This is a genomic window from Nostoc sp., from assembly GCF_036919595.1.
Classification (GTDB): Bacteria; Cyanobacteriota; Cyanobacteriia; order Cyanobacteriales; family Nostocaceae; genus Nostoc.
In genome coordinates this window covers 1-22,827 of the sequence record NZ_JBALCO010000041.1, presented here as the reverse complement: position 1 = coordinate 22,827, position 22,827 = coordinate 1, and the positions used below count along the sequence as shown (strand labels likewise).

21 protein-coding genes and 1 pseudogene are annotated in these 22,827 nt (G+C 41.3%); 13 read left to right on the top strand and 9 right to left on the bottom strand.

The genetic code is table 11. The features are described 5' to 3' along the window. Nucleotides 1-102: 102 nt before the first annotated feature. Nucleotides 103-1,035, top strand: coding sequence for a ribokinase (rbsK, locus tag V7K21_RS05330; protein WP_335172217.1), 933 nt, complete (start codon nucleotides 103-105; stop codon nucleotides 1,033-1,035). A 138-nt stretch (nucleotides 1,036-1,173) separates the two neighbouring features. Here rbsK and V7K21_RS05325 read toward each other — a convergent pair whose 3' ends face one another. The 3 genes from V7K21_RS05325 to V7K21_RS05315 form a co-directional block, all read right to left on the bottom strand. After that, entirely contained in the window at nucleotides 1,174-2,295 is a 1,122-nt protein-coding gene (locus V7K21_RS05325; protein WP_335172215.1) for a hypothetical protein, read from the bottom strand. 214 nt (nucleotides 2,296-2,509) lie between these two features. Then, nucleotides 2,510-3,994, bottom strand: a complete 1,485-nt coding sequence (locus V7K21_RS05320; RefSeq protein WP_335172213.1) for a galactose oxidase-like domain-containing protein — start codon at nucleotides 3,992-3,994, stop codon at nucleotides 2,510-2,512. Nucleotides 3,995-4,513: 519 nt separating this feature from the next. Next, nucleotides 4,514-4,720, bottom strand: a complete 207-nt coding sequence (locus tag V7K21_RS05315; protein ID WP_335172211.1) for a hypothetical protein — start codon at nucleotides 4,718-4,720, stop codon at nucleotides 4,514-4,516. Between V7K21_RS05315 and V7K21_RS05310 the strand changes: the two genes are divergently transcribed. The 6 genes from V7K21_RS05310 to V7K21_RS05285 all read left to right on the top strand — a co-directional run bounded on the left by V7K21_RS05310 (nucleotide 4,719) and on the right by V7K21_RS05285 (nucleotide 10,812). Further along, nucleotides 4,719-5,780 (top strand): glutathione S-transferase family protein, encoded by a 1,062-nt coding sequence (locus V7K21_RS05310; protein WP_335172209.1) that lies wholly within the window; start codon nucleotides 4,719-4,721, stop codon nucleotides 5,778-5,780. The two genes, V7K21_RS05315 and V7K21_RS05310, sit on opposite strands and share 2 nt — an antisense overlap. A gap of 108 nt (nucleotides 5,781-5,888) precedes the next feature. Further along, complete coding sequence (locus V7K21_RS05305) at nucleotides 5,889-6,779, top strand: aspartoacylase (protein WP_335172207.1); 891 nt, start codon at nucleotides 5,889-5,891, stop codon at nucleotides 6,777-6,779. 320 nt (nucleotides 6,780-7,099) lie between these two features. Beyond that, the gene (locus tag V7K21_RS05300) at nucleotides 7,100-8,083 is read left to right on the top strand and encodes a polysaccharide deacetylase family protein (protein ID WP_335172205.1); all 984 of its coding nucleotides are present in this window, start codon (nucleotides 7,100-7,102) and stop codon (nucleotides 8,081-8,083) included. 205 nt (nucleotides 8,084-8,288) lie between these two features. Continuing rightward, nucleotides 8,289-8,528 (top strand): hypothetical protein, encoded by a 240-nt coding sequence (locus V7K21_RS05295; RefSeq protein WP_335172203.1) that lies wholly within the window; start codon nucleotides 8,289-8,291, stop codon nucleotides 8,526-8,528. A 497-nt stretch (nucleotides 8,529-9,025) separates the two neighbouring features. Further along, nucleotides 9,026-10,624: an Hsp70 family protein gene (locus V7K21_RS05290; RefSeq protein ID WP_335172201.1), complete on the top strand. Its 1,599-nt coding sequence runs from the start codon at nucleotides 9,026-9,028 to the stop codon at nucleotides 10,622-10,624. Between the two features lie 5 nt (nucleotides 10,625-10,629). After that, a complete protein-coding gene (locus V7K21_RS05285; RefSeq protein ID WP_335172200.1) occupies nucleotides 10,630-10,812 on the top strand; it encodes a hypothetical protein in 183 nt (60 codons plus the stop codon). Here the strand turns inward: V7K21_RS05285 and V7K21_RS05280 are convergent. From V7K21_RS05280 to V7K21_RS05260, 5 genes are all read right to left on the bottom strand, one after another. Further along, entirely contained in the window at nucleotides 10,809-11,372 is a 564-nt protein-coding gene (locus V7K21_RS05280; protein ID WP_335172198.1) for a Uma2 family endonuclease, read from the bottom strand. The two genes, V7K21_RS05285 and V7K21_RS05280, sit on opposite strands and share 4 nt — an antisense overlap. Before the next feature lie 106 nt (nucleotides 11,373-11,478). Beyond that, the gene (locus V7K21_RS05275) at nucleotides 11,479-12,021 is read right to left on the bottom strand and encodes a L,D-transpeptidase (protein WP_335172196.1); all 543 of its coding nucleotides are present in this window, start codon (nucleotides 12,019-12,021) and stop codon (nucleotides 11,479-11,481) included. A 628-nt stretch (nucleotides 12,022-12,649) separates the two neighbouring features. After that, nucleotides 12,650-13,165 carry a L,D-transpeptidase gene (locus tag V7K21_RS05270; protein WP_335172194.1) on the bottom strand — a complete coding sequence of 172 codons (516 nt, stop codon included), beginning with the start codon at nucleotides 13,163-13,165 and terminating at the stop codon, nucleotides 12,650-12,652. A gap of 113 nt (nucleotides 13,166-13,278) precedes the next feature. Then, complete coding sequence (locus tag V7K21_RS05265; protein ID WP_335172192.1) at nucleotides 13,279-13,911, bottom strand: bifunctional 4-hydroxy-2-oxoglutarate aldolase/2-dehydro-3-deoxy-phosphogluconate aldolase; 633 nt, start codon at nucleotides 13,909-13,911, stop codon at nucleotides 13,279-13,281. A gap of 457 nt (nucleotides 13,912-14,368) precedes the next feature. After that, on the bottom strand, nucleotides 14,369-15,751 hold the full coding sequence (locus V7K21_RS05260) for a cytochrome P450 (protein WP_335172190.1): 1,383 nt from the start codon (nucleotides 15,749-15,751) through the stop codon (nucleotides 14,369-14,371). 285 nt (nucleotides 15,752-16,036) lie between these two features. Here V7K21_RS05260 and V7K21_RS05255 point away from each other — a divergent pair, with 285 nt between their 5' ends. Continuing rightward, the gene (locus V7K21_RS05255; RefSeq protein WP_335172188.1) at nucleotides 16,037-16,669 is read left to right on the top strand and encodes a ParA family protein; all 633 of its coding nucleotides are present in this window, start codon (nucleotides 16,037-16,039) and stop codon (nucleotides 16,667-16,669) included. Further along, the gene (locus V7K21_RS05250) at nucleotides 16,669-17,409 is read left to right on the top strand and encodes a hypothetical protein (RefSeq protein ID WP_335172186.1); all 741 of its coding nucleotides are present in this window, start codon (nucleotides 16,669-16,671) and stop codon (nucleotides 17,407-17,409) included. The genes V7K21_RS05255 and V7K21_RS05250 overlap by 1 nt, the downstream gene beginning before the upstream one ends. A 534-nt stretch (nucleotides 17,410-17,943) precedes the next feature. Here V7K21_RS05250 and V7K21_RS05245 read toward each other — a convergent pair. Beyond that, a pseudogene (locus V7K21_RS05245) lies at nucleotides 17,944-18,036 on the bottom strand (alpha/beta fold hydrolase); the annotation flags it as partial. A 309-nt stretch (nucleotides 18,037-18,345) separates the two neighbouring features. Between V7K21_RS05245 and V7K21_RS05240 the strand changes: the two are divergent. The 4 genes from V7K21_RS05240 (at nucleotide 18,346) to V7K21_RS05225 (ending at nucleotide 22,674) form a co-directional block, all read left to right on the top strand. Further along, nucleotides 18,346-18,657, top strand: coding sequence for a carbon dioxide-concentrating mechanism protein CcmK (locus V7K21_RS05240; RefSeq protein ID WP_335172184.1), 312 nt, complete (start codon nucleotides 18,346-18,348; stop codon nucleotides 18,655-18,657). Between the two features lie 85 nt (nucleotides 18,658-18,742). Continuing rightward, nucleotides 18,743-19,093, top strand: a complete 351-nt coding sequence (locus V7K21_RS05235; protein ID WP_334792721.1) for a carbon dioxide-concentrating mechanism protein CcmK — start codon at nucleotides 18,743-18,745, stop codon at nucleotides 19,091-19,093. Nucleotides 19,094-20,057: 964 nt separating this feature from the next. Then, a complete protein-coding gene (locus V7K21_RS05230) occupies nucleotides 20,058-21,245 on the top strand; it encodes a HetZ-related protein 2 (RefSeq protein WP_335172182.1) in 1,188 nt (395 codons plus the stop codon). A gap of 745 nt (nucleotides 21,246-21,990) precedes the next feature. After that, complete coding sequence (locus V7K21_RS05225) at nucleotides 21,991-22,674, top strand: Crp/Fnr family transcriptional regulator (protein ID WP_335172180.1); 684 nt, start codon at nucleotides 21,991-21,993, stop codon at nucleotides 22,672-22,674. The last annotated feature ends 153 nt before the right edge of the window (nucleotides 22,675-22,827 follow it).

Below are 22,827 nucleotides of genomic sequence, written 5' to 3'. Positions count from 1 at the left end.
GGGATCGCAAATATTCGACCTCTACCATTGCCAAAACAACAGTTGCGATCGCTGACTATAATATTAGGCTGAATAAGTTTAAAATCAACAAAAATAAGCATTATGAGCATTATTGTCTTCGGCAGCATAAATATAGACTTGGTAGCAACAGCACCCCGGTTGCCAGTCGCAGGAGAAACGTTGCTAGGAGAAGACTTTTTTCAAGTTTCGGGAGGTAAAGGAGCTAATCAAGCCGTAGCATTAGCAAGATTGGGAATTCCTACCCAAATGGTGGGGCGTATAGGTGCAGACAGTTTTGGTGTGGAACTTGTCAACAATTTGCAAACATCTGGTGTGCAGATTGACAATATTTTCGTGGATGAGACTGTTAGTTCTGGAGTCGCCATCATCGCCGTAAATCATGCTGGTGAAAATCAAATTATTGTAATTCCTGGTGCAAATGGGTGTGTCAATCAAGAAGATGTAGAACGATTGTCCCATTTATTACCAGAAGCTACAGCACTGCTTTTACAATTAGAAATTCCGATTACTGCCGTGGTTGCAGCCGCTAAAGCCGCAAGAAAAACCAAAATAACCGTAATTCTCGACCCTGCACCCGCACAATCTGATTTCCCAGATGAACTTTACCCGTTAGTGGACATTATCACACCGAATGAAGTTGAAGCCGCGCAGTTAGTGGGTTTTCCTGTGGATGGAGAGGAACTTGCAGCCAAAGCAGCTGGAGTTTTATTACAACGGGGTGTGAAATGTGCGATCGTTAAACTAGGTGCTAAAGGTGTTTTTTGTGCCACTACTGAGGAAAAGTTTTTTGTACCGGCGTTTCCAGTTGATACGGTTGACACAGTAGCTGCTGGTGATGCTTTTAATGGCGGTTTAACGGCAGCACTTTTTGCAGGACTTTCTTTACATCAGGCAGTTGTTTGGGGTGCAGCAGCAGGTGCCTTGGCGACAACAAAACCAGGCGCACAAACTTCGCTACCGGATAGGTTTACATTTGATGCGTTTCTTAGGGAAAGGGCATCTGTAAGAAGTTAGAATAAAGCGCCTTTTGTCAATCAATTAAAATACTCAAAATCTTCTTAATAATAAGGTGTACCAATCAATGGCAATAAAAAGCCCTCAAGGCAAGATGAGGGCTTGGCACTTTTTTGCTATATATCGGCTCAATCTTTTCTACCCACGAGCAAGCGTAATCTGAGCAGCGTCAAAGTCTTGTAGCCGAGTCATGTTTCCACTGTTCTTATCTACGCTATACACAACATTAGGTGTCTCATACCTCAACGCTCCAAAAGCGATGAGTTGACCTGTTGCAGAGCAAACTAAGCTTTGTAAGCCATTATTCCATGCTTTACCATTAAGTTTCAATTGTGCCAGTCTGATCGGATTTTTTTTATTTGAATCTAGCTGCACCAGAGTTGTTTCACCACCTGGTCCAACTGAAGATGTATAGAGTTTTCCATCTGGGCATTCAGCTAGATTGCTAGCTCGCTCATCGTTCGGGAATTTTACTTTACTAATAACACTTATCTCTCCTGTTTGAAGGTCAATATCTACCAATTTGATCGGCGGTGTACCATTCTTCTTATTTACTAGACCGATGAGTCGCCCATCATTAGTGCCTACCAAGCTCCCAAGCTGTTGACTCTGTTTAAGTCCTGAGACAATCAAAGTTTTTACAGGCGTACTCAAAAATGTAATGCGAGTAGGTGTCCTCTCTCTCCTACTAGCGCTAACAGGAGTAACGGCTACAACAAGTGTGCCATCGCTTAAAGAAGTAAAACCACTCAATGTCTCGTTAGCCTCTACTAAAGGCTTAACGCTATCGCTAAGTGTGCTATCACTTGAAGGAGTGATGCCACTCAATATCCCGTTAGTCAAATCTATAATGCGATCGGTAAGTGTGCCATCGCTTAAAGAAGTGAAGACATTCAATGCATCATTAGACTTTACTAAAGCTGTACCGTGCTGGGCAAGTATCTCAGAGACTAGTGGACTTACAAGCTGAACCTTTCCTGTATTTAAGGATTGCAAACCAAAGGATTGCAAAACTAGTCCTACCCCTACAGGCTTAATATCTGTGACTACATCCTCTGAGGCAGTGCTGTCTAATTCAGTGGTGTTTACCTCTGGAATAGCCGTTTGGTCACTGCTGATGATAGAGCCAGAACCTATACCTATAATTTTAAAACTTGGTGTTTGCGCCAAGGTTTTGTTAGTTACATAACTAAGTCCAGATACTATAGTTCCAGCAAGTGCCAACTGCCCAAACTTTCGACGTGATACCTTGTAATTCATATTTCTACGCCTAGAATTAATGACTTTTATTGAGTAAAATGCAGTGTATTGAACATTAACGTATAAGAAGATATTTTAAAAGTCCTAAAAGCTATAATTTTGCTGTTCTCACTTGGGTTAACTTCGATGATAAATCAAGGTTTTAGCCATGCACTGAGATACCTTGCTGTGCTAACTAGGAGAGCAAAAGGCCCTTTTAAAATATCCTCTAAGGCTAAAATAATCGCGTCCAGGTTGCTACTGATGGTGTTCCATTATTGTCACTAATAAAAAGCATGTACCAGCCTGGTGGCGCTATATTTCGATTGTTTGTTACCGTGACATTGAGAGAAGTCGCGTTCCGAGAATTAATCGGTAGATCCACTAACCTTTGTTCTGTATCGCAGGAATGAGTGGTTGCCATTGGTCTAATTAGACTAACCCATTTAATATTCCCAGCCTGGGGTGTCTGAATCGTAAATTGCAGCCCATAGCTCAATCTTTGAGGAGCGCTCTGAATGATTGGTCGTGACCGCGACATATACGCAGGACTGTAAATTTCTAATCGCAGTTCATTGACAGTCCGCGCGGGGTTACCTCCAGCTGTTGCTACCCTACCATCTGGCAGGAGCAAGGCCACTGAGTGATAAACGCGGGGGACATTTTGTTTAGCTACTACTGTCCAGGTATTTGTGGCTGGATTGTAGATTTCTGCTGGCAGCATTGATTGTTTTGTGTCTTCACTCATTTTGCTGCCATTGCAAACAAACACTGTGCGATCGGGTAACAAAACTGCGCTCAGATGCATCCGAGCATAGTTTAGAGACTTTGCTGCTACGTAAGTTGGGTTAGTAGCTTTTAAATCTACAATATTTACCCTGTTTGTTGCTGTAGTATTATCACCCCCACCGAGAATCATCACTTTTTGGTCTTGTGCTGGTGGTAAAAGCACACTGGTAGCTTGGTTACAGGAACCTGAGTTTTGCAGTCCTGTCACCACTTTTTCTGTCATGGTTTGCGTAAATGTTCCTGGCACGGTTAGTATAGTTGGCGCTACTCCATAGTTGCCGCCCATCTGAGCACCTGAATAAAAGATGTTTCCATTACTTAGTAAAAATAAGTTTGCGTATTGGGGGAAGGAACTAGTTACTGGAAAAGCGTTCCAACCATTTGGAAATGTAACAGAATAAATTTCTGGTTGTCTGTTGAGCTTGCCATCTTTATCCGGTCCAGACAGTGCAAAGATCCGACCGCTACCAAGTGTTAACACAGTAGGATACCAGCGGCCATTATTCATTGATGGCTTCTTAACCCATTTTTCGCTAATCGGATCAAACATCAGAGCAGAGGGTGAACCACAAAATGGGTCATAGCGCAGAGTTCCACCCGCAACCATTAACAGACCCTCAGAACGGAAGGACTGACCAGCGCAAAAAAGGTCAATGGGTTGATTATTATCATCCAATGGAGGCGCTTGACGGGAAAAGGTTCCTTTAGTCACATCCCAAACCACACTGTCATAAGGAGTATTTAATCGAGCCGGATCATTACCCGAACCGCAGAAAAAGAATACTTTACCAGTACGAAGTAGAGCGGCATGCATAGGTAGAATTGGAGCACTGTACGACAATACTTGCCATTTGTCTGTGGTAGTAGCCTGAGCGATGAAAGTCCCTACATCCGTTTTCTCTTGAAGGTCAGTCTTATTAGGTTGAGTCACTTTATTTACAATTATTCCTACGTAATTTTTATTTTTTTGTTATTTATTTCAGTAATTTCACTATTATATTTATCCTTTTTTAGGCTCATTTAATGTTAAGATGTGATGTGTTTTATAACAAGATAGTGTTAAATCTGTTTAATCAATAGTAATTACACTGACAACCATCCATGCTGTAGAGTATCTGATTAACCTTTGAACTGGGTTTTTGAGGTAAGACTGAAAATGTTTTTAAATACGATGCATAAACGCTAGAGAGGTTGCCATTGGACATCGCTGGCTTAAAAATTGTGTTTCCGACCTCGATTTATTACTAGGTTTTAAACACTATTACTTATTGATAAATGGTTGATCATCTTAAATTTGAATACTGATATATTGTTATACGCAAAATTTAAAATAATTAAGAGGCTCACGACATCCGCATTAAGACCTTTGCTAAATTAATTGATAATTTGTTACAGCAGATACACGAATTAAATTGGGGAAAGTAGGTTTTTTAGAAAGCAGTGCTTAAACTCAGTTTGAGATGTGGCGATCGCTTTTGGCTGCGATCGCTCCTTTGAGACGATTAACTGAGAAATTTTTTGCAATTAGCATGATACAAAGTATAGGGAAAGCGTAGTAAAGTAAAGTAGTAAAACTCAGAGTAGGTTGTAAGCATGGAAACCTACTTAGGGGAAACAGTGGTAACGTCAATCGCTCCCAAAGCAAGATTGTTGCCATGAGCAACTCAACTCCAATGGATAACGAGAAAAATCTCCCGAAGAAAAAGGGCAAGACACTCCCTCCCAAGCTGATCATCTGGCTGGGAAAGTTTGTTTGGACGAGTATGTGGCAGATCATGATGTCAAAGCTTGCTCCTAGCAATCAATCGGGAGCGTATATTCGTCCTCATAGCCAGTTTCGGAAATTCATCGCTAAAGAAGAGGGAAATCCACACCCACCAGCAGAGGGACGCTACAAACTCTATGTTGGGCTGGGCTGTCCTTGGGCGCACCGAACCTTGGTAGTGCGATCGCTCAAAAAACTCGAAGCGGTAATATCAATATGTATTGTCTCTCCTTCTCCCATTGAAGGCGGTTGGATATTCAACGAGGAAGAAGAAGGTTGTCGTACACTGGCTGAATTTTATCAGCTGGCAGAACCTGGTTACAGTGGACGCTCTACAGTTCCAATTTTATGGGATAACCAAGCAAAAACTATCGTCAATAATGAGAGTTCAGAGATTATCATCATGCTGAACTCTCAGTTTAACGAGTTTGCCAATAATCCCACACTCGATCTCTACCCAGAAGCACTCAAAGAAAAGATTGACTGGTGGAATGAAAAAATTTATCACGCGGTAAATAACGGTGTGTATCGCTGCGGTTTTGCCCAAACCCAGGAAGCATACAATCAAGCCTGTAACGAACTGTTCGCAACTCTCGATGAGATTGACATAGCATTGCAGAATAATCGATATCTGTGTGGGGACAATCTCACACTCGCAGATGTCCGTTTATTCACGACGTTATTTCGGTTTGATAGTGCCTACTATGGGTTATTTAAGTGCAATAGGCAGCGAATTCGAGACTATCAGAACCTTGGAGCTTACTTACGTGATCTATATCAGCTTCCAGGTGTAGCTGACACCTGCGATGTAGACAGTGTGAAGCGGGACTACTACGGGAACCTATTCCCACTCAATCCAGGCGGGATCATTCCCGATGGGCCTGATATGTCTTATCTTGATCAACCACATGATCGCGATCGCATTGGCAAATTCAGTAGGGCTGAGGGGTGAGTAAGTAGTACTTATGAATCTTCCCACTTAGCGCTGTTTCGGTGAATGCCTCATAAGGTAGATTGAAAACTGATACCTCAATGGCTGCATTCCAAAGTTGGTGTAATCGTGAACCAGATTAATCGAGTTGCAATTGTCGGTGGAACTCATGGCAATGAGTTTACGGGGGCCTACTTAATCCAAAAATTTGCCCAGTTTCCCGACTTGATTACTAGACCAAGTTTTGAGACAGTTGCTCTGTTAGCAAATCCTAACGCTTTTGCGGTGGGGAGGCGATATATACAGAAGGATTTAAATCGCTGTTTTCTCAAACAAGATTTACAAGATCCGACTCTGAGCAGTTATGAAGAATTGCAAGCTAAATCAATCCAAAATAGACTAGCATCAACTGTAAATAAAGCAGATTTCATTTTAGACTTGCACAGCACTACAGCTAATATGGGTCTGACAATTATTTTGGTAAACAGTCATCCCTTAAACTTGAAATTGGCTGCTTATGTAAGCCAGATTAATCCTTTGGTTAGGGTTTATCACTGCTCTTTCAAATCAGTTGAAGAAAACCCATTTGTAAATTCCCTGTGTGAACTAGGCTTTGCGATCGAGGTTGGCCCCATTGCTCAAGGTATCTTAAAAGCGACGCTGTTCCAACAAACACAGCAACTTGTTTATACGATTCTCGACTATCTAGAAAGGTTTAATCAGGGTGAAATTCCATCAACTAAGGAAACGTTAATTCTCTATGACCATTTATCAGTTGTAGACTATCCAAAAAAACAGGATGGGACAATCTTTGGGATGATTCATCCAGAACTTCAAGACAAGGATTATCAAGCCTTGAACCCAAGAGATCCAATATTTCTAACCTTTGAGAATAAAACAATTGTTTATGAAGGGACATCTACCGTTTGGCCGATTTTTATTAATGAGGCAGCTTACTACGAAAAGGGAATTGCAATGTGTTTGACTCAGAGGCAGCAAATCAATATTTTAGGATGTTGAGAAAATTGTTTATATAATCGCTTTTTCTTGAAAGTGACGATATAAATTGAACATCAGAATCTAGAAAATATGCTGTTCTTAATTTATAAGTCCTGTAGCTGGTGCGCCGCCCAATAGCATGTCATAAACATTGCAAAAGGATGTGAATTAAACAAAATCCAAAATTTATGTTTAGTAAGGTGCGTTAGTATAATACATAACGCACCATCTCAATACTTTCGGTGTCGGACTCCCCGTACTAAAGTTACTGAAGATTAAATCCGTGTTCTTAAGACTTACTTAAATTTACGCTTAAAATCGTCCAAATACTTAAACTCATAATGAAAACGAAGCGACTAAGAAACAAACCAATAGCCAGTCTTTCTTTAGACTTAGATAATATTTGGTCTTATCTAAAAAATCAGGGCGCTTTGGGTTGGGAGACTTTTCCCTCTTACTTAGATATTGCAGTCCCTCGTTTCTTAGATATTCTTCAACAATGGGATTTGACAATCACAGTATTCATTGTGGGTCAGGATGCAGCGCTGGAAAAGAACACCAAGGCATTAGAAGCGATCGCTAGCGCTGGTCACGAAATTGGCAACCACTCATTTTACCATGATCCTTGGCTACATCTGTATTCAGAGGATGAGATTGAACAAGAGGTGGCCTTGGCTGAAGAACATATCAAGCGCGTCACTCATCAACATCCTATTGGCTTCCGGGGACCTGGATACAGTTTTTCTCCTGCGGTATTGAGAGTCTTAGCACGACGGGGATACGAATATGATGCTTCGACTTTTCCCACATTTTTGGGGCCCATAGCACGAGCGTATTATTTGATGACTTGTAAACTGAGCAAGGAAGAACGCAAGAAACGGGAAGCCTTATTTGGTGGTTTCAAAGACGGTTTGCAGCCTCTGAAAGCTTACCAGTGGCACATGGGTAAGGATAAACTCACTGAGATTCCCGTTACCACAATGCCAATTTTTAAGGTGCCAATTCATTTCAGTTACATAATGTATCTAAGTACATTTTCTTCGGAAGTGGCGTTACTCTACCTGCGAATTGCCCTGTGGCTGTGTAAAATAACACGCGTCCAGCCTTCTTTGTTACTCCATCCTACAGATTTTTTAAGTCAAGAGGATGTGCCAGAACTATCATTCTTCCCTGGAATGAGCGTTCCCACCTACAAAAAGCTAGCAGTAGTGAACAAAAGTTTGGAACTTATATCCAGTCAGTTCAATGTTTTGACTGTTGGACAACACGCCAAATTCGTAGCAGGCGTCCGTCAACTACCTGTATTAGTACCTCAAAAGAGGTAAAAATATGATCCATACGATTTATCAATGTAATTTGTATCCTTAATTACAGGCAAAATTAACTTTTGCGATGTCCAATCAGATTTTTAAGACTTGTTTAGGTTTTGAATAGCGATCAGTTCTTTTGAAACCAGCTGACATTTGCTAGCAAGAATGTGTAAAGTAATTGAGAGTCGCTCACTATCTCTAATATTTGACACATCTATCTATGGTTAGAAAAACCCAGCGTCTTTTGCTGCTAGTTATTTCCTGTAGTATAACTGGTGTAATTTTAGGAGGTACTGCCGGTTGGGCAGAAAGTAGTCTCTGCTTGGAAAACAGTAAGGTTACAAGCGACTGTTTAATCCAAGATCCAATCCAAAAAACTATCCAAGGAATGAGTACCGGATTGTTAGCTGGGGCCGGGGCCGCTTGCGGTGCAGCATGGCAGTTACGGCGTGAAGATTGAGCATGAATACCTAAAACTAACCCGGCGTACCGGGTTAGTGTTAAGTTCTTATTTGTAGGGCTTAATGAGCAGAGCGATCGCATTATGTCAATAAGACTGTTCTATTTTCAATAGGCTAGAAAACAATATCATTAATCCCTGCTTATTGCCAAAGCTTTAGGCGTAGCCTGTCGTAGACATTGCTTTGAGCCTGGGAAAATAAATTAAACGAGAAATGCTGATTTTTCGTTGCTTCTTAACTTGATCCTGATCAAGAGTAATTTAGATGCGTTTGCCCTGGGGGCTAGGAAGGTTAGATTTCCGAAGCTTTCATGTTACCAAAAATACTTTATCAAACAAGCTCTAAGGACAAACCGTGCTTCTCTACTAGATGCTTTGCGTAGCTTGCTGATCGCAGGAGTACGCCTCTGGGCGCATTTGCATTCTTGGTGGCTTATAGAGAATAATCAAAAATAAAGTAACTTTGGCGTCTTCCTACGAGAGAATAAATATAAAATATGGCGATCGCAATCGATTTTGGTACTAGCAACACAGTCATTGCTCGTTGGAACCCCGTAACCCAGCAGCCAGAAACCCTGAATCTACCAGGTTTATCAATTAAACAAAGTCTCAATCCGCCACTGATTCCCAGCTTGGTTTATGTTGAAGATGCGACCCAAAATAAAGTATTAGTAGGGCAACAAGTACGCGATCGCGGTCTTGACCTCAGGGGCGAAACACGATTTTTCCGCAGCTTTAAGCGGGGTATCGGTGCAGATATCCAAGGTTTCTTACCCGAATTAGATGGGCAAATTGTCACCTTTGAACAAGTAGGGCAATGGTTCCTCACCCAGGTGATTGAACAACTAGCGCCCCTGGAAGGGGGGTTAGATTCTTTAGTGTTAACGGTACCTGTAGACAGTTTTGAAGCTTATCGTCATTGGTTGGGGAACGTGTGTCAAGCCCTTCCCGTCGAACAGGTGCGAATGCTAGATGAACCCACAGCCGCAGCCTTAGGTTATGGTTTGGCAGATCAAGAAATTCTCTTGGTGATTGACTTTGGTGGCGGTACTTTAGATTTATCCCTTGTCCGGTTGGATCAAGGTGTGCAAGCAGCCACAAAGCCACTGGGATTTATCCTCAAGTGGGGTAATAAGTCCCTGGCTGAAAATTCAAAACAAAAAGTCAAAACTGCCCGTGTCTTAGCGAAAGCTGGGCAAAATTTGGGTGGTACTGATATTGATAATTGGTTGGTAGATTACTTTGCCAAAACTCAAGAACTGAGGATAAGTCCCTTGACAACACGATTGGCGGAACGGGTAAAAATTCAGCTATCAACCCAAAACCAAGCAAGTGAAGTTTATTTTGATGATGAGACATTTGAAAGCTATGAACTGGAACTAAACCGCGACACTTTTGAAAATGTCCTCAAAGAACATGCATTTTTTGAATTACTAGATGAGTCGATGACGACACTATTGCAGCAAGCAAAACGCCAAGGGATAGAACTTCCTGATATTAATGCAGTTTTGTTAGTTGGTGGAACAGTGCAATTACCAGCAGTGCAGACATGGATAAAACAGTATTTTGAACCAGAAAAAATCCGTTGCGAACGTCCCTTTGAAGCGATCGCTCAAGGTGCATTACAACTAACTCAAGGGATACAAATCAAAGACTTTCTGTATCATAGTTATGGTATCCGCTACTGGGATCGCCGCAACCAGCGTCACAAATGGCATTCTCTAATTAAAGCTGGACAAGCATACCCGATGAATCAGCCAGTAGAATTAGTCTTAGGCGCTTCTGTGGAAAATCAGCCTAGTATTGAATTAATTGTGGGAGAATTGGGAACAGATACAGGCAATACCGAAGTTTATTTTGATGGCGATCGCCTAATTACTCGCCGTCTGGAAAGTAGTGAAACCAGCGTCAAATCCCTCAACGATCAAGAAGGCGCGAGAACAATTGCCCAACTGACACCAGTTGGATATCCTGGAAGCGATCGGATCAAAATTTTCTTTCAAGTTGATGAGCAAGGCTTTTTGCGAATCACCGTTGAAGACTTGTTAACGAATGATACGCTTTTGGAGAATCAACTCGTGGCACAATTGAGCTAGATATAATGCACATCATCAGTCGTAAAAAGCAGCGCGAATTTTGTCAAAAGTATGCTGACTTCTGTGATGCGCTTAACAACTGGTACAAAGCTGCTAATAAAAGTGTATGGAATAATCTTGCCCAAGTGCAAAGAGAAGTGCGGGCTATTCGGCGTCGCACCTTCTTATTCCAGGCGAGTTATTTTTAGCCGCCCATTTTTAACCATCCAAAAACTTGATTGACGGTTAGTGCAAGTTCAATTTCTGGTAATACAGGCAAAAAATCTTTTCCCTGGAGTAGCATTGGCTGTTGCTCTGGTAGAAATACCAAAATACTGAAGTCATCAGGATCAAGAAACCATCCCAGGCGGCTACCATACTTTAGACAGTAAAGAATGTTCCCAATTACTTTGTTGGGTTTTTGTTCTGGCGAAAGAATCTCAATCGTCCAGTCTGGTGGAAGTTCAAAATTATCAGGTACTTCATCATCAAGAGTAAACGATATGCGTCCCCACTGAAATACAGCCACATCGGGTACTATTGAGCGTTCTCCAAAACTACACCGTAATTCGGGAAATGCATAGGCAATCTTCTGATTTTCCGTGACTTCATTAACAACAGCACAAAGTTTACCTTGTAAGCGGCTGTGTCTCCCTTTCGGTATTGGCTTAGTAATAATCTTACCGTTAATACATTCACTCGCAGGCTTTGTTTCTGGAAGCTTCAGAAACTCTTCCAGGGTAAGTCGTTGAGTAGTTGTGGCGCTCATAGCTCCTGAATTTCTCGAAAATGTGTTTTTAGTCTAGCAGTATATATGGACAGGCACTTTCACGGAGTGTAACGCACCTGTCCATACATCAAGGTAAGAATTGCAATTATTTCCGCACGATTACTAAAGTTCCCATTGTAGTCCAGTTGTAAAGATTGCGAGCTTGCTTAACAGGTAAATTTACGCAACCGTGGCTGACTGGAGTCCCAAAACGGTTATGCCAGTAAGCACCATGAATGGCATAGCCTCTGTAAAAATACATTGTGTAAGGAACGTCAGGAATGTTGTAGCCATTGCCTCGCATTCGGTGAGTGCGATACTTAGAATTAATCCGAAATCTACCTATGGGTGTGGGGGTTGATCGCTTACCTCCAGAAATGCGGTATGAATAAACAAGTTTATTACCTTTCCATGCGCGTAAGCGTTGCTCTGACAGGTCAATTTCAATCCAGCGAGGTTGGGATGTTTGCCTGATATCATTAAATACAGTGATGCCGTTTTCATCAACTGACGTGGCTGTTGCTGTAGTCGAGTTGGGTGTACCTACTAAAGGTGATGACCAAGAGAATAAAGTCACCATCATCAGCGCCACACCTGTACAAAAAGTTCCTGAAGAACGAATCCCACCACTGCGAATCCAGGTTTGCATTATGCTTCATCTTCTAAACTACGCAAAAATCATGAAGTGAAGTAGTTTTCTGGAAAACTACAAATTTCCAGAGCGACTTCTAGCTTCCTGTAGAGGATTTACGCAATTCATCCGCTAATGCTTTTCAAGACAAGTCCTAAGCTAATCTGTGTCCAAGCACATTTGTCATTTGTGCTTTGTTATTCACTAAGGAACACGAATTAAATAAAGAGCAAAGAGCAACTTTCGTAGTATTACGGCTTCGGGAACGCACCGAAAATATTGGGATGGTGCGTTAACCAAGGGCATAACGCACTCTACGAAACAGAAGTTTTGCATTTTATTTAATCTGCATTCCTAATAACTAATTACAAAGGACAACCTTTACAAAAAATCTGTCATTTAATATGCCTAAATGCAAATTTTCTCCGAATTTATATTTGCATTTGTAATTTCATCCAGGAATTGTCAGGATTTACGCTTATTTCTTTGGGCAAATCGTTGAATGCCCTCTTCTATATTTTATTTCAAGTTCAGTAATTCCGACTCCGAAGATTCCTAGCATAAAATCTTGCTGGGAATTACTTAATTGTCTTGATTTGTTGTTATTTATGATTTTACCTAAATTGCCTTCTGGCTGCTTAACCTATTATTTCTGAATGACTATTGGTGTACCGACTGATGCCCACTCGAATAGCCATTTTGCATGTTTAGGTGCGATATTCACACAGCCGTGGCTCACTGGAGTACCAAAACTTTTATGCCAGTAAGCTCCGTGAATAGCGTAACTACCTTGGTAAAACATCGCATAAGGAACGTTGGGAACATTGTAGTTTTCTCCCCGCATCTGCGTAGTTTTGAACTTGGATTGAATTTTAAAAGTACCAACAAGAGTGGGAGTAGCTTTTTTGCCAGAGGAGATAGCGCTTCCATAAACAACTCTGTCACCTTGCCAAGCTATTAATCGTTGCTTTGAAAGATTAATTTGAATCCAGCGCTGATCCGATTGTTGTAATGTCTGGATTGTTTGTGCAATCACTTGATTTTTGGAATTCGCCCAAACTTCACTCGTTCCAGTAGTAGTAAAAACACTTAAGGACAGTGCTGTACCAGTGAGAAGTATTTGTAGGCAACGCACCCAGTCAGGAGAAATCAGTTTTTTCATTTTAGATACACTCACACTCAAATCATGAAGTCTTGAGAAACTTATCAGTTTTCACCTTTATTTCCCTATCTATTACTTTAATAGACGTGAACTTTTGATGATTTGATTCTAAGTTAACCTAACTGTCGCATCAGCTTTCTTGCCCTGGATGCGATCGCCTCCCAATTTACCTCTGTGACAAGCTTTTTGGGAAATAATTCACTGCTCAAACCTACAGCGATCGCTCCCGCTTGTAAAAATTCTTTGGCATTTTCCAGAGTGACGCCGCCAGTAGGAATTAAGGGAATTTGACTTAGTGGTCCTTGCAAACTTTTGATGTAATCAGCCCCTCCCACTGCTTGCACGGGAAACACTTTTACACAACTAGCGCCCTGACTCCAGGCGGTAACAATTTCTGTTGGAGTCAGCGCTCCTGGGATAATGGGTACATTTTTTTCTTGTGCTGCTTGAACCATTGCGGAATCAAAGTGGGGTGTAAAGAGGAATTGCGCCCCAGATGCGATCGCTTCTTGTAGCTGTTGCACATTGAATAGCGTACCGGTGCCAATAATACAGTCTGGTAATTCTAAGCGTAGTTGACTGATTAATTCCCCAGCGCGATCGCTATTCCAGGTAATCTCAATCAACTGTATTCCCCCAGATGCTACAGCCATTGCCATTTGCTGTCCCACTTCGATTTTAGGGGCGCGGATGACTGCGATCGCTTGATGTTTTTGTAACTGTGATAACCAAATTTGATTAAGCATTTTCACTGGCAATTAGGGATTGGGGGCTAGGAACTGGAGACGGGGCACTAGAGAATAGTTTTCCTAATATCTAATTTTCAATAACTACGCCCGTCGTAGACATCGCCTGATTTTAAATAAGATTGCGGACAATGAGCCAGGAAAATTTAATAAATTCATTTAAGTATTTTTAACTGTAAATTAAATCAATAAACCAGCGCCAGCCTGTTATTAGGCTGGCGCTATATTTTTTTTTAATTATTGACAAATAAAATAATAATTGGTGGTAATCTAATCCCGTGCGATCGCTGTTAATAAACTTCAATTAAAAAAATATCCATTAATCGTAGGGTGTGTTAGCACGGATACGGCACCGCGATAGATCAAGATGATGGATGGTGCGTTACGAGGTTCCGTCTAATCCAATAGCAGTTATCAGCGGCGGCTTCCACCGCTGATAACTGCCTCCCCTACTTACCTAAACTAGAGCTGGTGTATTTGCACGCTTAACTTGAGGTGTTGCAACCATCTGCATTCCAGTAGGTGCAGCTAGAGTTAAACCGCGGCGCACAGGACGCACAGGACGTTTGTTCACCAGCGAAAGTTGAAAATCTGACAAAACAGTTGCCAAGACGATTTTCATTTCATACTGGGCAAATGCCATCCCAATACAGCGACGATTACCGCCACCAAAGGGTAAATATTCGTATGGTGAATATTGCCTTTGTAAAAAGCGTTCTGGTTTGAACTGCTTGGATTGTGGATAGACTTCTTCTCGATGATGCGCTAAATAAATACTGGGAATTATTGCCGTTCCCTCTGGCAGTTCGTAGCCCATAATTTTAATTGGGGTCTTCACAATCCGCACGAAAGCATTCATGACAATTGGATAAATTCGCAATGTTTCTTGGCAAACTGCTGTCAAATAGGGCAATTTAGCAATACTACTCAAATCGGGGTTGACTCCAATGGTGTTAAGTTCCTGTAGCAACTTCTGACGCACCTCTGGTAAATGGTCAATCCAGTAAAAAGCCCATGTCAATGCAGAAGCGGTAGTTTCATGTCCTGCAACTAATAGCGTCATTAACTCGTCGTGTAATTCTTCATCTGACATCTCTTGACCATCGTTGTAACGAGCAGCCATCATCAAACTCAGGATATCTGGGCGATTTTGATTAGATTCAGCCCGACGTTCCCGAAGCAAAGCATAAATCAGTTGATCAATTTTTTGCCGTTGTTGCAAAATCCAACCCCACGGACTCCACGCACCGAAATCTTTTTGCATGAACCTGAAAAAGAAGGCGCTGGACATTACGGACGAAGTGATGAAGTCTAGCAAGTCACTTAGCGATCGCCTAAGTTCTTCAAAAAGCTGTCCTTCACTCAAACCAAATACAACCCGCAGGATAACACGCAAGGTGATTTCCTGCATCGACTCACGGATATTAAAAGGCTTGCCAATTTGCCATTCATTACTCACCTGTCGGGTTATTTTACAGATATCGTGACCATAAGCTCGCATCCTTTCACCATGAAAAGGAGGAGCTAATAGTTGCCGTTGGCGCTGATGGCGATCGCCATCTGATAACATAAAGGAGCGATCGCCAAGTAAAAATTTTAGTCCTATGTTCCCCCTCCCAACCTCAAAATGGCTGGAATCAGCAGTAAAAATCTGCTCAAGTGCTTGGGGTTGACTAAAGTACACAAGATGGTTATCCCCGCGACTACTCCTGATAGTAAAGGTATCACCATAGATTTTGGCAAAATCATCCACATATTTCACTGGTTGACTAATAAACTTGATCATCCGTAGCCAGCGCGGCATTTTAGGCCCATCAGGCAAATTGTAAGTTGCTGTCATAGAATTTTGTGGAGTTGATGGCTTCTGAATTTTATTGTTACGAGTTTCCATGTTCTTGAGGGTCACATAAAGCGGTATATTCTTGTAAGGCAGTCCCAATAAAAAATGTTTCATCACCAGGGACTGAGAACTAGGGATTAGGAACTAAAGACTAAGAACTAGGAACTAGGGACTAGAGACCAGGGAGACAAAAAGGAGAATAATAACTCCTAACTCCTGTACAGACGCGATTAATCGCGTCTCAACTCCTAACTCAGCACTCAAGAGGCAGAATCGGAAGCAGCAGTGCCAAAAATCATCGCTATTCTTAACGGTAAAGGAGGAGTCGGTAAAACGACTACCGCAGTCAATCTGGCTGCAAACTTTGCGAAGAAAAAAAAGGTGCTGCTGATTGATGCAGATATTCAAGGTTCTGCCAGTTGGTGGTTTGGGCGCAGTCAGCAGGGAATGGGGTTTGATTTATCTCAAGAAACCGATCCCACACTTTTAGGTGATTTAGGAAAGATAACAGGGTACGATTTAGTAGTGGTGGATACGCCTCCCGCGCTGCGCTCTGAAGCATTAGTGGCGGTAGTTGCGATCGCAGATTATCTAGTTTTGCCTACACCCCCAGCCGCAATGGATTTAGCTATCCTCGTGGAAACAGTCAAGGAAGCCGTCATCCCCTTGGGAACCCCCCATCGGGTATTGCTCACTAAAGTCGATACGCGCAGTCTGGGGGAAGCACTAGAAGCGAAAAACACTCTGACTCGGTTAGGTATTCCTGCTTTTAATACCTTCATCCGTACCTATAAAGCTCATGAACGAGCGGCGCTTGAAGGTGTAGCAATTACTCAATGGCGAGGAGGAAACGCACGGGAGGCGGAGTTAGACTATCGCCGCGCAGCTGATGAACTACAGCATGATTGGAGAAAATAATGGTTAAGAAACAAAGTCTCTCTGACTTATTACAAGAAGAGGCGCAAAAATTTACACCCCCAGAAGGTGAATCTGCGATCGAAGTTACAGCAGAAAAAATTGCTGAAGAACAGGCTTCGTCTGATGAGGAATCCTCAGCACAGACACCTGAGTCAACTTCTATTAAGCGCACAAGTCCCACTAAGGCTGATTTAGAAGCAACTGTCAAAGAGTTGACAAGTAATTTGGAAAAAAGCCACGAGAATGAAGCATCTCTTGGGCAGGAAATTGCTGATCTGCAATCAAAATTATCTAAACAAAAAACATTAGCATCTGAACACAAATTATTAGTACAACAGGTAACAAAAGAACTTGACGAAACCAAAAAAACAGCACTGCAACTTGCAGAAGCAAATTCCCATCTCATAGAAGAAATTAGTGCTTTAAAACAAACAGCAGAAGATAATTCTAAACTTGTCGTAAAACAAACTAGTGCTATAAAACCAGTAGAAGAACACTACAATCCATATAACTACAAAAAATCACATCTGCCATCGCAAAGACTAGCTCCAAATCAACCAGATCAGTATGCTGATAGTGTTGTAAAAGAAACTAGTGCTATACAACCAGTAAAAGGCCACTACAATCCACTTAATTACAAAAAATCATATCGCTCATCGGAAACACTAGCTCAAAATCAACCTCAAAATCAACCAAATGAGTATCCTGATAGTTCTAATGAGATGTGGTTACTTGACTAAAGTCAGTTAATCTTTGCTCCCCCAACCCTACAAGGGTTGGGGGATTAGGTTTTTGATTGCTGAATCGATGCTCTAGGTAACAAACTGCTTTAAACGAGTTAATCTGAATAAACAAATTGAGAAAACAGTAAAAAATCCTTCAATTATAAAAATTTTACTCAAAGGAGTTTCAAAAACTCCTGTATTTATGGCAACTTGATAAGGCTTAACTAGCTAGAAGAATAAGTATTGCCAGTATTTATGTAATGAAAATAAACCAAGAAAGTATTTAAATAATTTTTGTAATAAGAAATTATATTTCATTTGCTTTAGAGAATGAAAATAACATAAAATAGTTATTGCTCCACAAATAATTGCAATTCTTCCATTAAAATGGTCGTGAATGCCAGATGAAAACAAAAGCAACGCTTAATGCTTTTAAGGCATCCACACTATTATTTCTTTCTATTCTCATAGCTATTTCTTTATAAACTGACTTTCTAGTAAATTTCAAAATCTACCCTAATGAACTGCTGTCTGTTTGAAAGACAGATTTGCGATCGCAGTTGTTTGAATACTCCGAGCTAGTGCGATCGAGGTAGATTCTGTCAGTTGCCCAACTGCTGTAGGAAGAAAATTCGGAAACATAAATTTTAGTTTATCGTACTAGCTTGCTTCCACGCATCGCTGATTTTGTTAAACAACAAAATTACACAAACTGACATGCTAAGGTATTACTTATAATATATAAAACATAGACCAGCGGCTATCAAAACATTCTAACTCCCAACTCATAATCGGAGGCGAAGCGTCTTCGGCTTTGCTTTTAACTCCTTACTCCCCACTCCCCACTCCCGCAGAATCCTGGTATCAAAGAAAGTTTTCCAAAATGTCAAAATTGGGACTAAAGCCACGTACAATTAAAGTCGCCTATCCCTTAATCCAGGAGCTAATGCCATGCCAATGGCGGTTGGCGTAATTGAAACTTTAGGTTTTCCTAGTGTCTTAGCAGCGGCAGATGCAATGGTCAAAGCTGGCGAAGTCACAATTGTGTACTATGGTCAAGCTGAAAGCGCTCGTTTGTTAGTCGCCGTCCGGGGACACGTTGCTGAGGTAAAAAGAGCTGTTGAAGCCGGAATCGCAGCTGGAGAGCAAGTCAAGGTTGGTGCAGTAATTACCCACTACATCGTTCCTAATCCTCCGAAAAATGTGGAAACCATATTACCAATCCATTTCACTGAAGAATCAGAACCTTTCCGCATGTCCTAAGCAATTTTGCTATCAAAATCTGTAGCGAAGCTTCGTACAATTAACTTGTAGCCCCCATATCGTTTATTCATACAGGAGATTAATAATGTCATTACAAGCAGTTGGAGCACTCGAAACTAAAGGTTTTCCTGCGGTGCTAGCAGCAGCAGATGCTATGCTAAAAGCTGGTCGAGTTACCCTTGTTGGTTATATCAGAGTAGGTAGTGCTCGCTTTACAGTTAATATTCGTGGCGATGTTTCTGAAGTAAAGACAGCTATGGCTGCTGGTATTGAAGCCGCAGAAAATGTTTTTGGCGGTACACTGGAATCGTGGGTGATTATTGCTCGTCCCCATGAAAACGTTGAAGCTGTTCTGCCAATTGCTTACACAGAACAAGTCCAACAGTATCGAGAATCTGTAGAAAGTCCCATTGTTAGATCATCGAACGGGCGATAAAGTCAACCCCTTCTCCTGCAAAGGCGCTACGCGAACAGAGAATTCAAAATTACCCAAGTTCATCTCGCTGGAAGCCAGCGCTCCGACTTCTCTCAAAATTCAAAACGAAGAATCCCTATCAATGAATTTAAAGAGAAGTCTCTTGTGAGGCTTATGACTATCAAAACTTTAGAGAATTGCATTCTTACAGTTTTTAGATTTTGCATAAGTTAAATTTTGAACTAGAAGGGAAAGCAACAATCAGAGTCAATAGTCAAAATCAATATTGACTGTTGACTATTCCTTTTTGGGAATGTAAAGGTTTTAAGAATAACTTGCCAATTTTAGAGGTACAGTTGTGGCTGAAGTTAGTTTAAAGAGGATAAATAAGCGAATTTCAATCCATACTACTAGAATAGCGTAGGCATACCCCGTCGTAGACATCGCTACATGGCATATTGGGGCTAATTCCAAGCTATAGCGCTCAGATTTATCCAAAATTTATGATCAAAAAAGAATTCAGAAGCAGAGTCTCATATCTGCTTCTAAATTTTTATTTAAAAGAGTGTAGGATAAAATAAAACTAGTGATATTACTACGTAAAAGGTTATAGAGTGTCGAAACTTATACGAGTGAAATAACGTCTGACATTGAGTTAAATTAGATTCGTTCCTCGGCTCGGTTATAAAATATCAGATTTTTGCAACCCATCTCCTGCAAAGGTGTATCCTCACCACTATAGGAGGCAGATTTCTATTCTCAGTTAAAAAACATAACTTAACAAAAAATTTAAATTAACAGAATTGGCAGAAATGCTTGATTTTCAAGGATTTAGAGCACTTTGAAATTGAAAGCAAAACACCAATGCAAAAATTTTTGCATAATTTTAGTGAATTAAGACGTAATAAAAGTGGAATCACTGAGATGTTTTCATGAAACTCATGAAATCAGGGGCAGCTGCCAGTTAAACAATTAGGTGGGACAAATGGGGGTTGTGATGCAAACTTCAAAATTGAGTTTCGAGGAGCGCAATCTCGCTATGATAAAAGATGTGGAAAAACTAGCTCTAGATTGGCGAAAGCGCTTGGCTGCGGAATGTCCAGAACAAAGTGAAGCTGCTAGGCAAAGTATTATTTTCTGGCTATTTGGATCTGACTCAAAACGGTTTGATCTGTTTAACCCTAAGGAACTAGATATCGCCAAGCAAGCGATGGAATATCGCTGGAGGATTTTACGTCAACGCTACTTGGGGCTGGGGCGAGAGCGTGCTTATCGCAACTTGATAACGCGACTGGGAAGTTTAGTGACATTACGAAATAAAATTCAGACTTGGGTTGCCCTTAGCCGCGATCGCCAGCGCAGCGTGATCGATGTGTTGCAAGAAGTACTCCAGGAATTACTGCAAAGCGATAGCCACATGCAACAGCAAATGGCTGATATTGCCAAATATACAACCGATCGACGATTGGGGGATGCTCTGCTATTTGCCAGTGTAGAAGAATATTGTCTGCGGCCAGTACGCAATCAACCCCTATTAGCTTATCGGTTTGTAAATTACTTGCGTCGAACTCAGCGCGGTGGCTTAACTCAAGTGCCAAGCCGTGACTTAATTAGACTGGTATCGGAAGAAGTTCTTACAGACGACAGTGAGAATCGAGTTAACTTAGTGGATAGTCAGGCGATCGCAGAATATCAACAAGCACAACAACTAGAGGAACAACAAGTGCTGCGTCAGTCAGTACAAAAAGAATTTGAAAATTATCTACAAGAAAATCTGGGAACAGACGCAGTGGAGTGGCTACGACTGTATCTGCAAGGTAAGTCCCAGGAAGAGATTGCCCACAGATTAAATAAGCAGACTAAAGAGGTATATCGTCTGCGAGAAAAAATTAGTTACCACGCCGTGCGGGTTTTTGCTCTTAAAGGTAAACCAGAACTCGTAGACAGCTGGCTCTCAATTTCCTTACAAGAACATAACTTGGGATTAACACAAAATCAATGGCAGCAACTTTATAAAAAGTTGACTCCTCTAGAGCGGCAGATCCTAGATTTGCAAAGAGCGGGTAACTCAATAGAAGCAATAGCCCAAAATTTAAAACTCAAAACCCATCAAGTGCTAGGCGAATGGACAAAAGTCTATCTTGCTGCCCAAGCTTTAAGAACTCAGGAGTAGGCTGTGAGGCATCTAATTGATCAATTCAAACCGTGGGAGACAAGGAGTAGGAGAGCAGAGGGGAATTCATCACAAGTTTCTCCCCTCTACTCCTGGAGCCTCTTCATCGCCTCATGCCTCACTTACTACAGCAGATCGTAACTCAATATTATCCCCAATCCACATCTGAAATTCATCTTCTACTTAGGTCTATTTAGGTATATATATTAATTTAAATTTTAACAATCGAACAAAGTCCAATTTATTAACTACCAACTAAATTATGACTTACGCAAAAAACCTCTCAAACTCTTATTCCTCAGTGTCGCGCCAGTTGCTTCAAGTTGGGGAAGCGCAAGGGCGTACTGGCTTCTCTACGTCCTCTGTGGTTCGATTTTCCGTTACCTGTGCGTAAGTCCTGTAAATTAAAGGCAAAATATTATTCTTAGCCTTGACTTTCAGCAATTAGAGGCAATGGTAGCCCTGAATGAATTAGTGAAAAATTTAGATAAACAGATCAAAATACTGGCACTAGATAGCAATTCATAAACAAACACCAAATCATAAATCTGTCAGTAAAACTGCTGATTTCGATCACATACATAATTGTTATGTTGTAATGAAACCCTAGACCGATCAACCTTAAAGGTTCATCTCAAATAAATACAAATTTTGCGACCATATTCTAAGTAAGATTACGGTTTCAACAAACTTATAGTAGCAAAGTTAGTTTCCCACTTTTGAATCCATTTTTTGCAAATATTTCATGCTAACTGAGGTTTTTAGTGAACTTTTCCCCTTAATGAGTACAGCCAATCCACAGACTTTGGAATGGCTGCTCAACGTTGCAATTGAACATGAATACCCATCTGGGCGAGCTGTTGTGATGGAAGATGCCTGGGGTAACGCTGTTTACTTCGTGGTTTCTGGTTGGGTCAAAGTCCGGCGTACCGTCGGGGAAGATTCAGTAGCTCTGGCAATTTTTGGCCGTGGCGATTTTTTTGGAGAAATGGCAATTTTGGATGAATCTCCACGTTCAACCGATGTCATTGCCCTTTCACCCGTGAAGTTGCTTAGTATCTCTAGAGAGCGTTTTATTCAAATATTGTTTAAAGACCCGCAGTTACATCACCGTATGTTGCAACTGATGGTGCGGCGATTGCGGCAAATTAACCTGCGCTTACAAATGCGGTCTTCACCACCAGCAGTCAAACTCGCCCATACCCTAGTGACTTTAGGTGAAAACTATGGTCAGGAATCAGACTTAGGAAGAGAAATTTTTAACATTCCCTTTAAAGATTTAGCAGAGGTGACAGAAATCGGTGTTGAAGAAACCACCAAAATCATGGAAAAGCTGCATGAAAAAGGGTGGATTAACATTGACAGCGCCAACAACACCATTTATCTTGTGAACTTCAAACAGTTGATGAACTTGGCTGGCAAAGTGTGATTGCTAGCGGTTAATTGAATCCACTACATTTTTTTGTGGAATGGAGAAAAGTCTGTAGCCAATACTTTTCGGTTAAGCCTAAAAACGGGTAAATTAAGAGTTGTACCTGAAAATCAGCAGCTAAATGCAACTCAAAAAATTTTCGTTGGTCGC

What these genes read in the sequence shown, in the direction of transcription:
- V7K21_RS05270 (WP_335172194.1), bottom strand. Translation starts at nt 13,165, where the DNA reads ATGAAAAAACTGATTTCTCCTGACTGGGTGCGTTGCCTACAAATACTT.
- V7K21_RS05285 (WP_335172200.1), top strand. Translation starts at nt 10,630, where the DNA reads ATGCACATCATCAGTCGTAAAAAGCAGCGCGAATTTTGTCAAAAGTAT.
- V7K21_RS05250 (WP_335172186.1), top strand. Translation starts at nt 16,669, where the DNA reads ATGGTTAAGAAACAAAGTCTCTCTGACTTATTACAAGAAGAGGCGCAA.
- V7K21_RS05315 (WP_335172211.1), bottom strand. Translation starts at nt 4,720, where the DNA reads ATGGCAACAATCTTGCTTTGGGAGCGATTGACGTTACCACTGTTTCCC.
- V7K21_RS05325 (WP_335172215.1), bottom strand. Translation starts at nt 2,295, where the DNA reads ATGAATTACAAGGTATCACGTCGAAAGTTTGGGCAGTTGGCACTTGCT.
- V7K21_RS05280 (WP_335172198.1), bottom strand. Translation starts at nt 11,372, where the DNA reads ATGAGCGCCACAACTACTCAACGACTTACCCTGGAAGAGTTTCTGAAG.
- V7K21_RS05265 (WP_335172192.1), bottom strand. Translation starts at nt 13,911, where the DNA reads ATGCTTAATCAAATTTGGTTATCACAGTTACAAAAACATCAAGCGATC.
- V7K21_RS05225 (WP_335172180.1), top strand. Translation starts at nt 21,991, where the DNA reads ATGCTAACTGAGGTTTTTAGTGAACTTTTCCCCTTAATGAGTACAGCC.
- V7K21_RS05275 (WP_335172196.1), bottom strand. Translation starts at nt 12,021, where the DNA reads ATGCAAACCTGGATTCGCAGTGGTGGGATTCGTTCTTCAGGAACTTTT.
- V7K21_RS05240 (WP_335172184.1), top strand. Translation starts at nt 18,346, where the DNA reads ATGCCAATGGCGGTTGGCGTAATTGAAACTTTAGGTTTTCCTAGTGTC.
- V7K21_RS05310 (WP_335172209.1), top strand. Translation starts at nt 4,719, where the DNA reads ATGAGCAACTCAACTCCAATGGATAACGAGAAAAATCTCCCGAAGAAA.
- V7K21_RS05230 (WP_335172182.1), top strand. Translation starts at nt 20,058, where the DNA reads ATGGGGGTTGTGATGCAAACTTCAAAATTGAGTTTCGAGGAGCGCAAT.
- V7K21_RS05235 (WP_334792721.1), top strand. Translation starts at nt 18,743, where the DNA reads ATGTCATTACAAGCAGTTGGAGCACTCGAAACTAAAGGTTTTCCTGCG.
- rbsK (WP_335172217.1), top strand. Translation starts at nt 103, where the DNA reads ATGAGCATTATTGTCTTCGGCAGCATAAATATAGACTTGGTAGCAACA.
- V7K21_RS05260 (WP_335172190.1), bottom strand. Translation starts at nt 15,751, where the DNA reads ATGACAGCAACTTACAATTTGCCTGATGGGCCTAAAATGCCGCGCTGG.
- V7K21_RS05300 (WP_335172205.1), top strand. Translation starts at nt 7,100, where the DNA reads ATGAAAACGAAGCGACTAAGAAACAAACCAATAGCCAGTCTTTCTTTA.
- V7K21_RS05295 (WP_335172203.1), top strand. Translation starts at nt 8,289, where the DNA reads ATGGTTAGAAAAACCCAGCGTCTTTTGCTGCTAGTTATTTCCTGTAGT.
- V7K21_RS05290 (WP_335172201.1), top strand. Translation starts at nt 9,026, where the DNA reads ATGGCGATCGCAATCGATTTTGGTACTAGCAACACAGTCATTGCTCGT.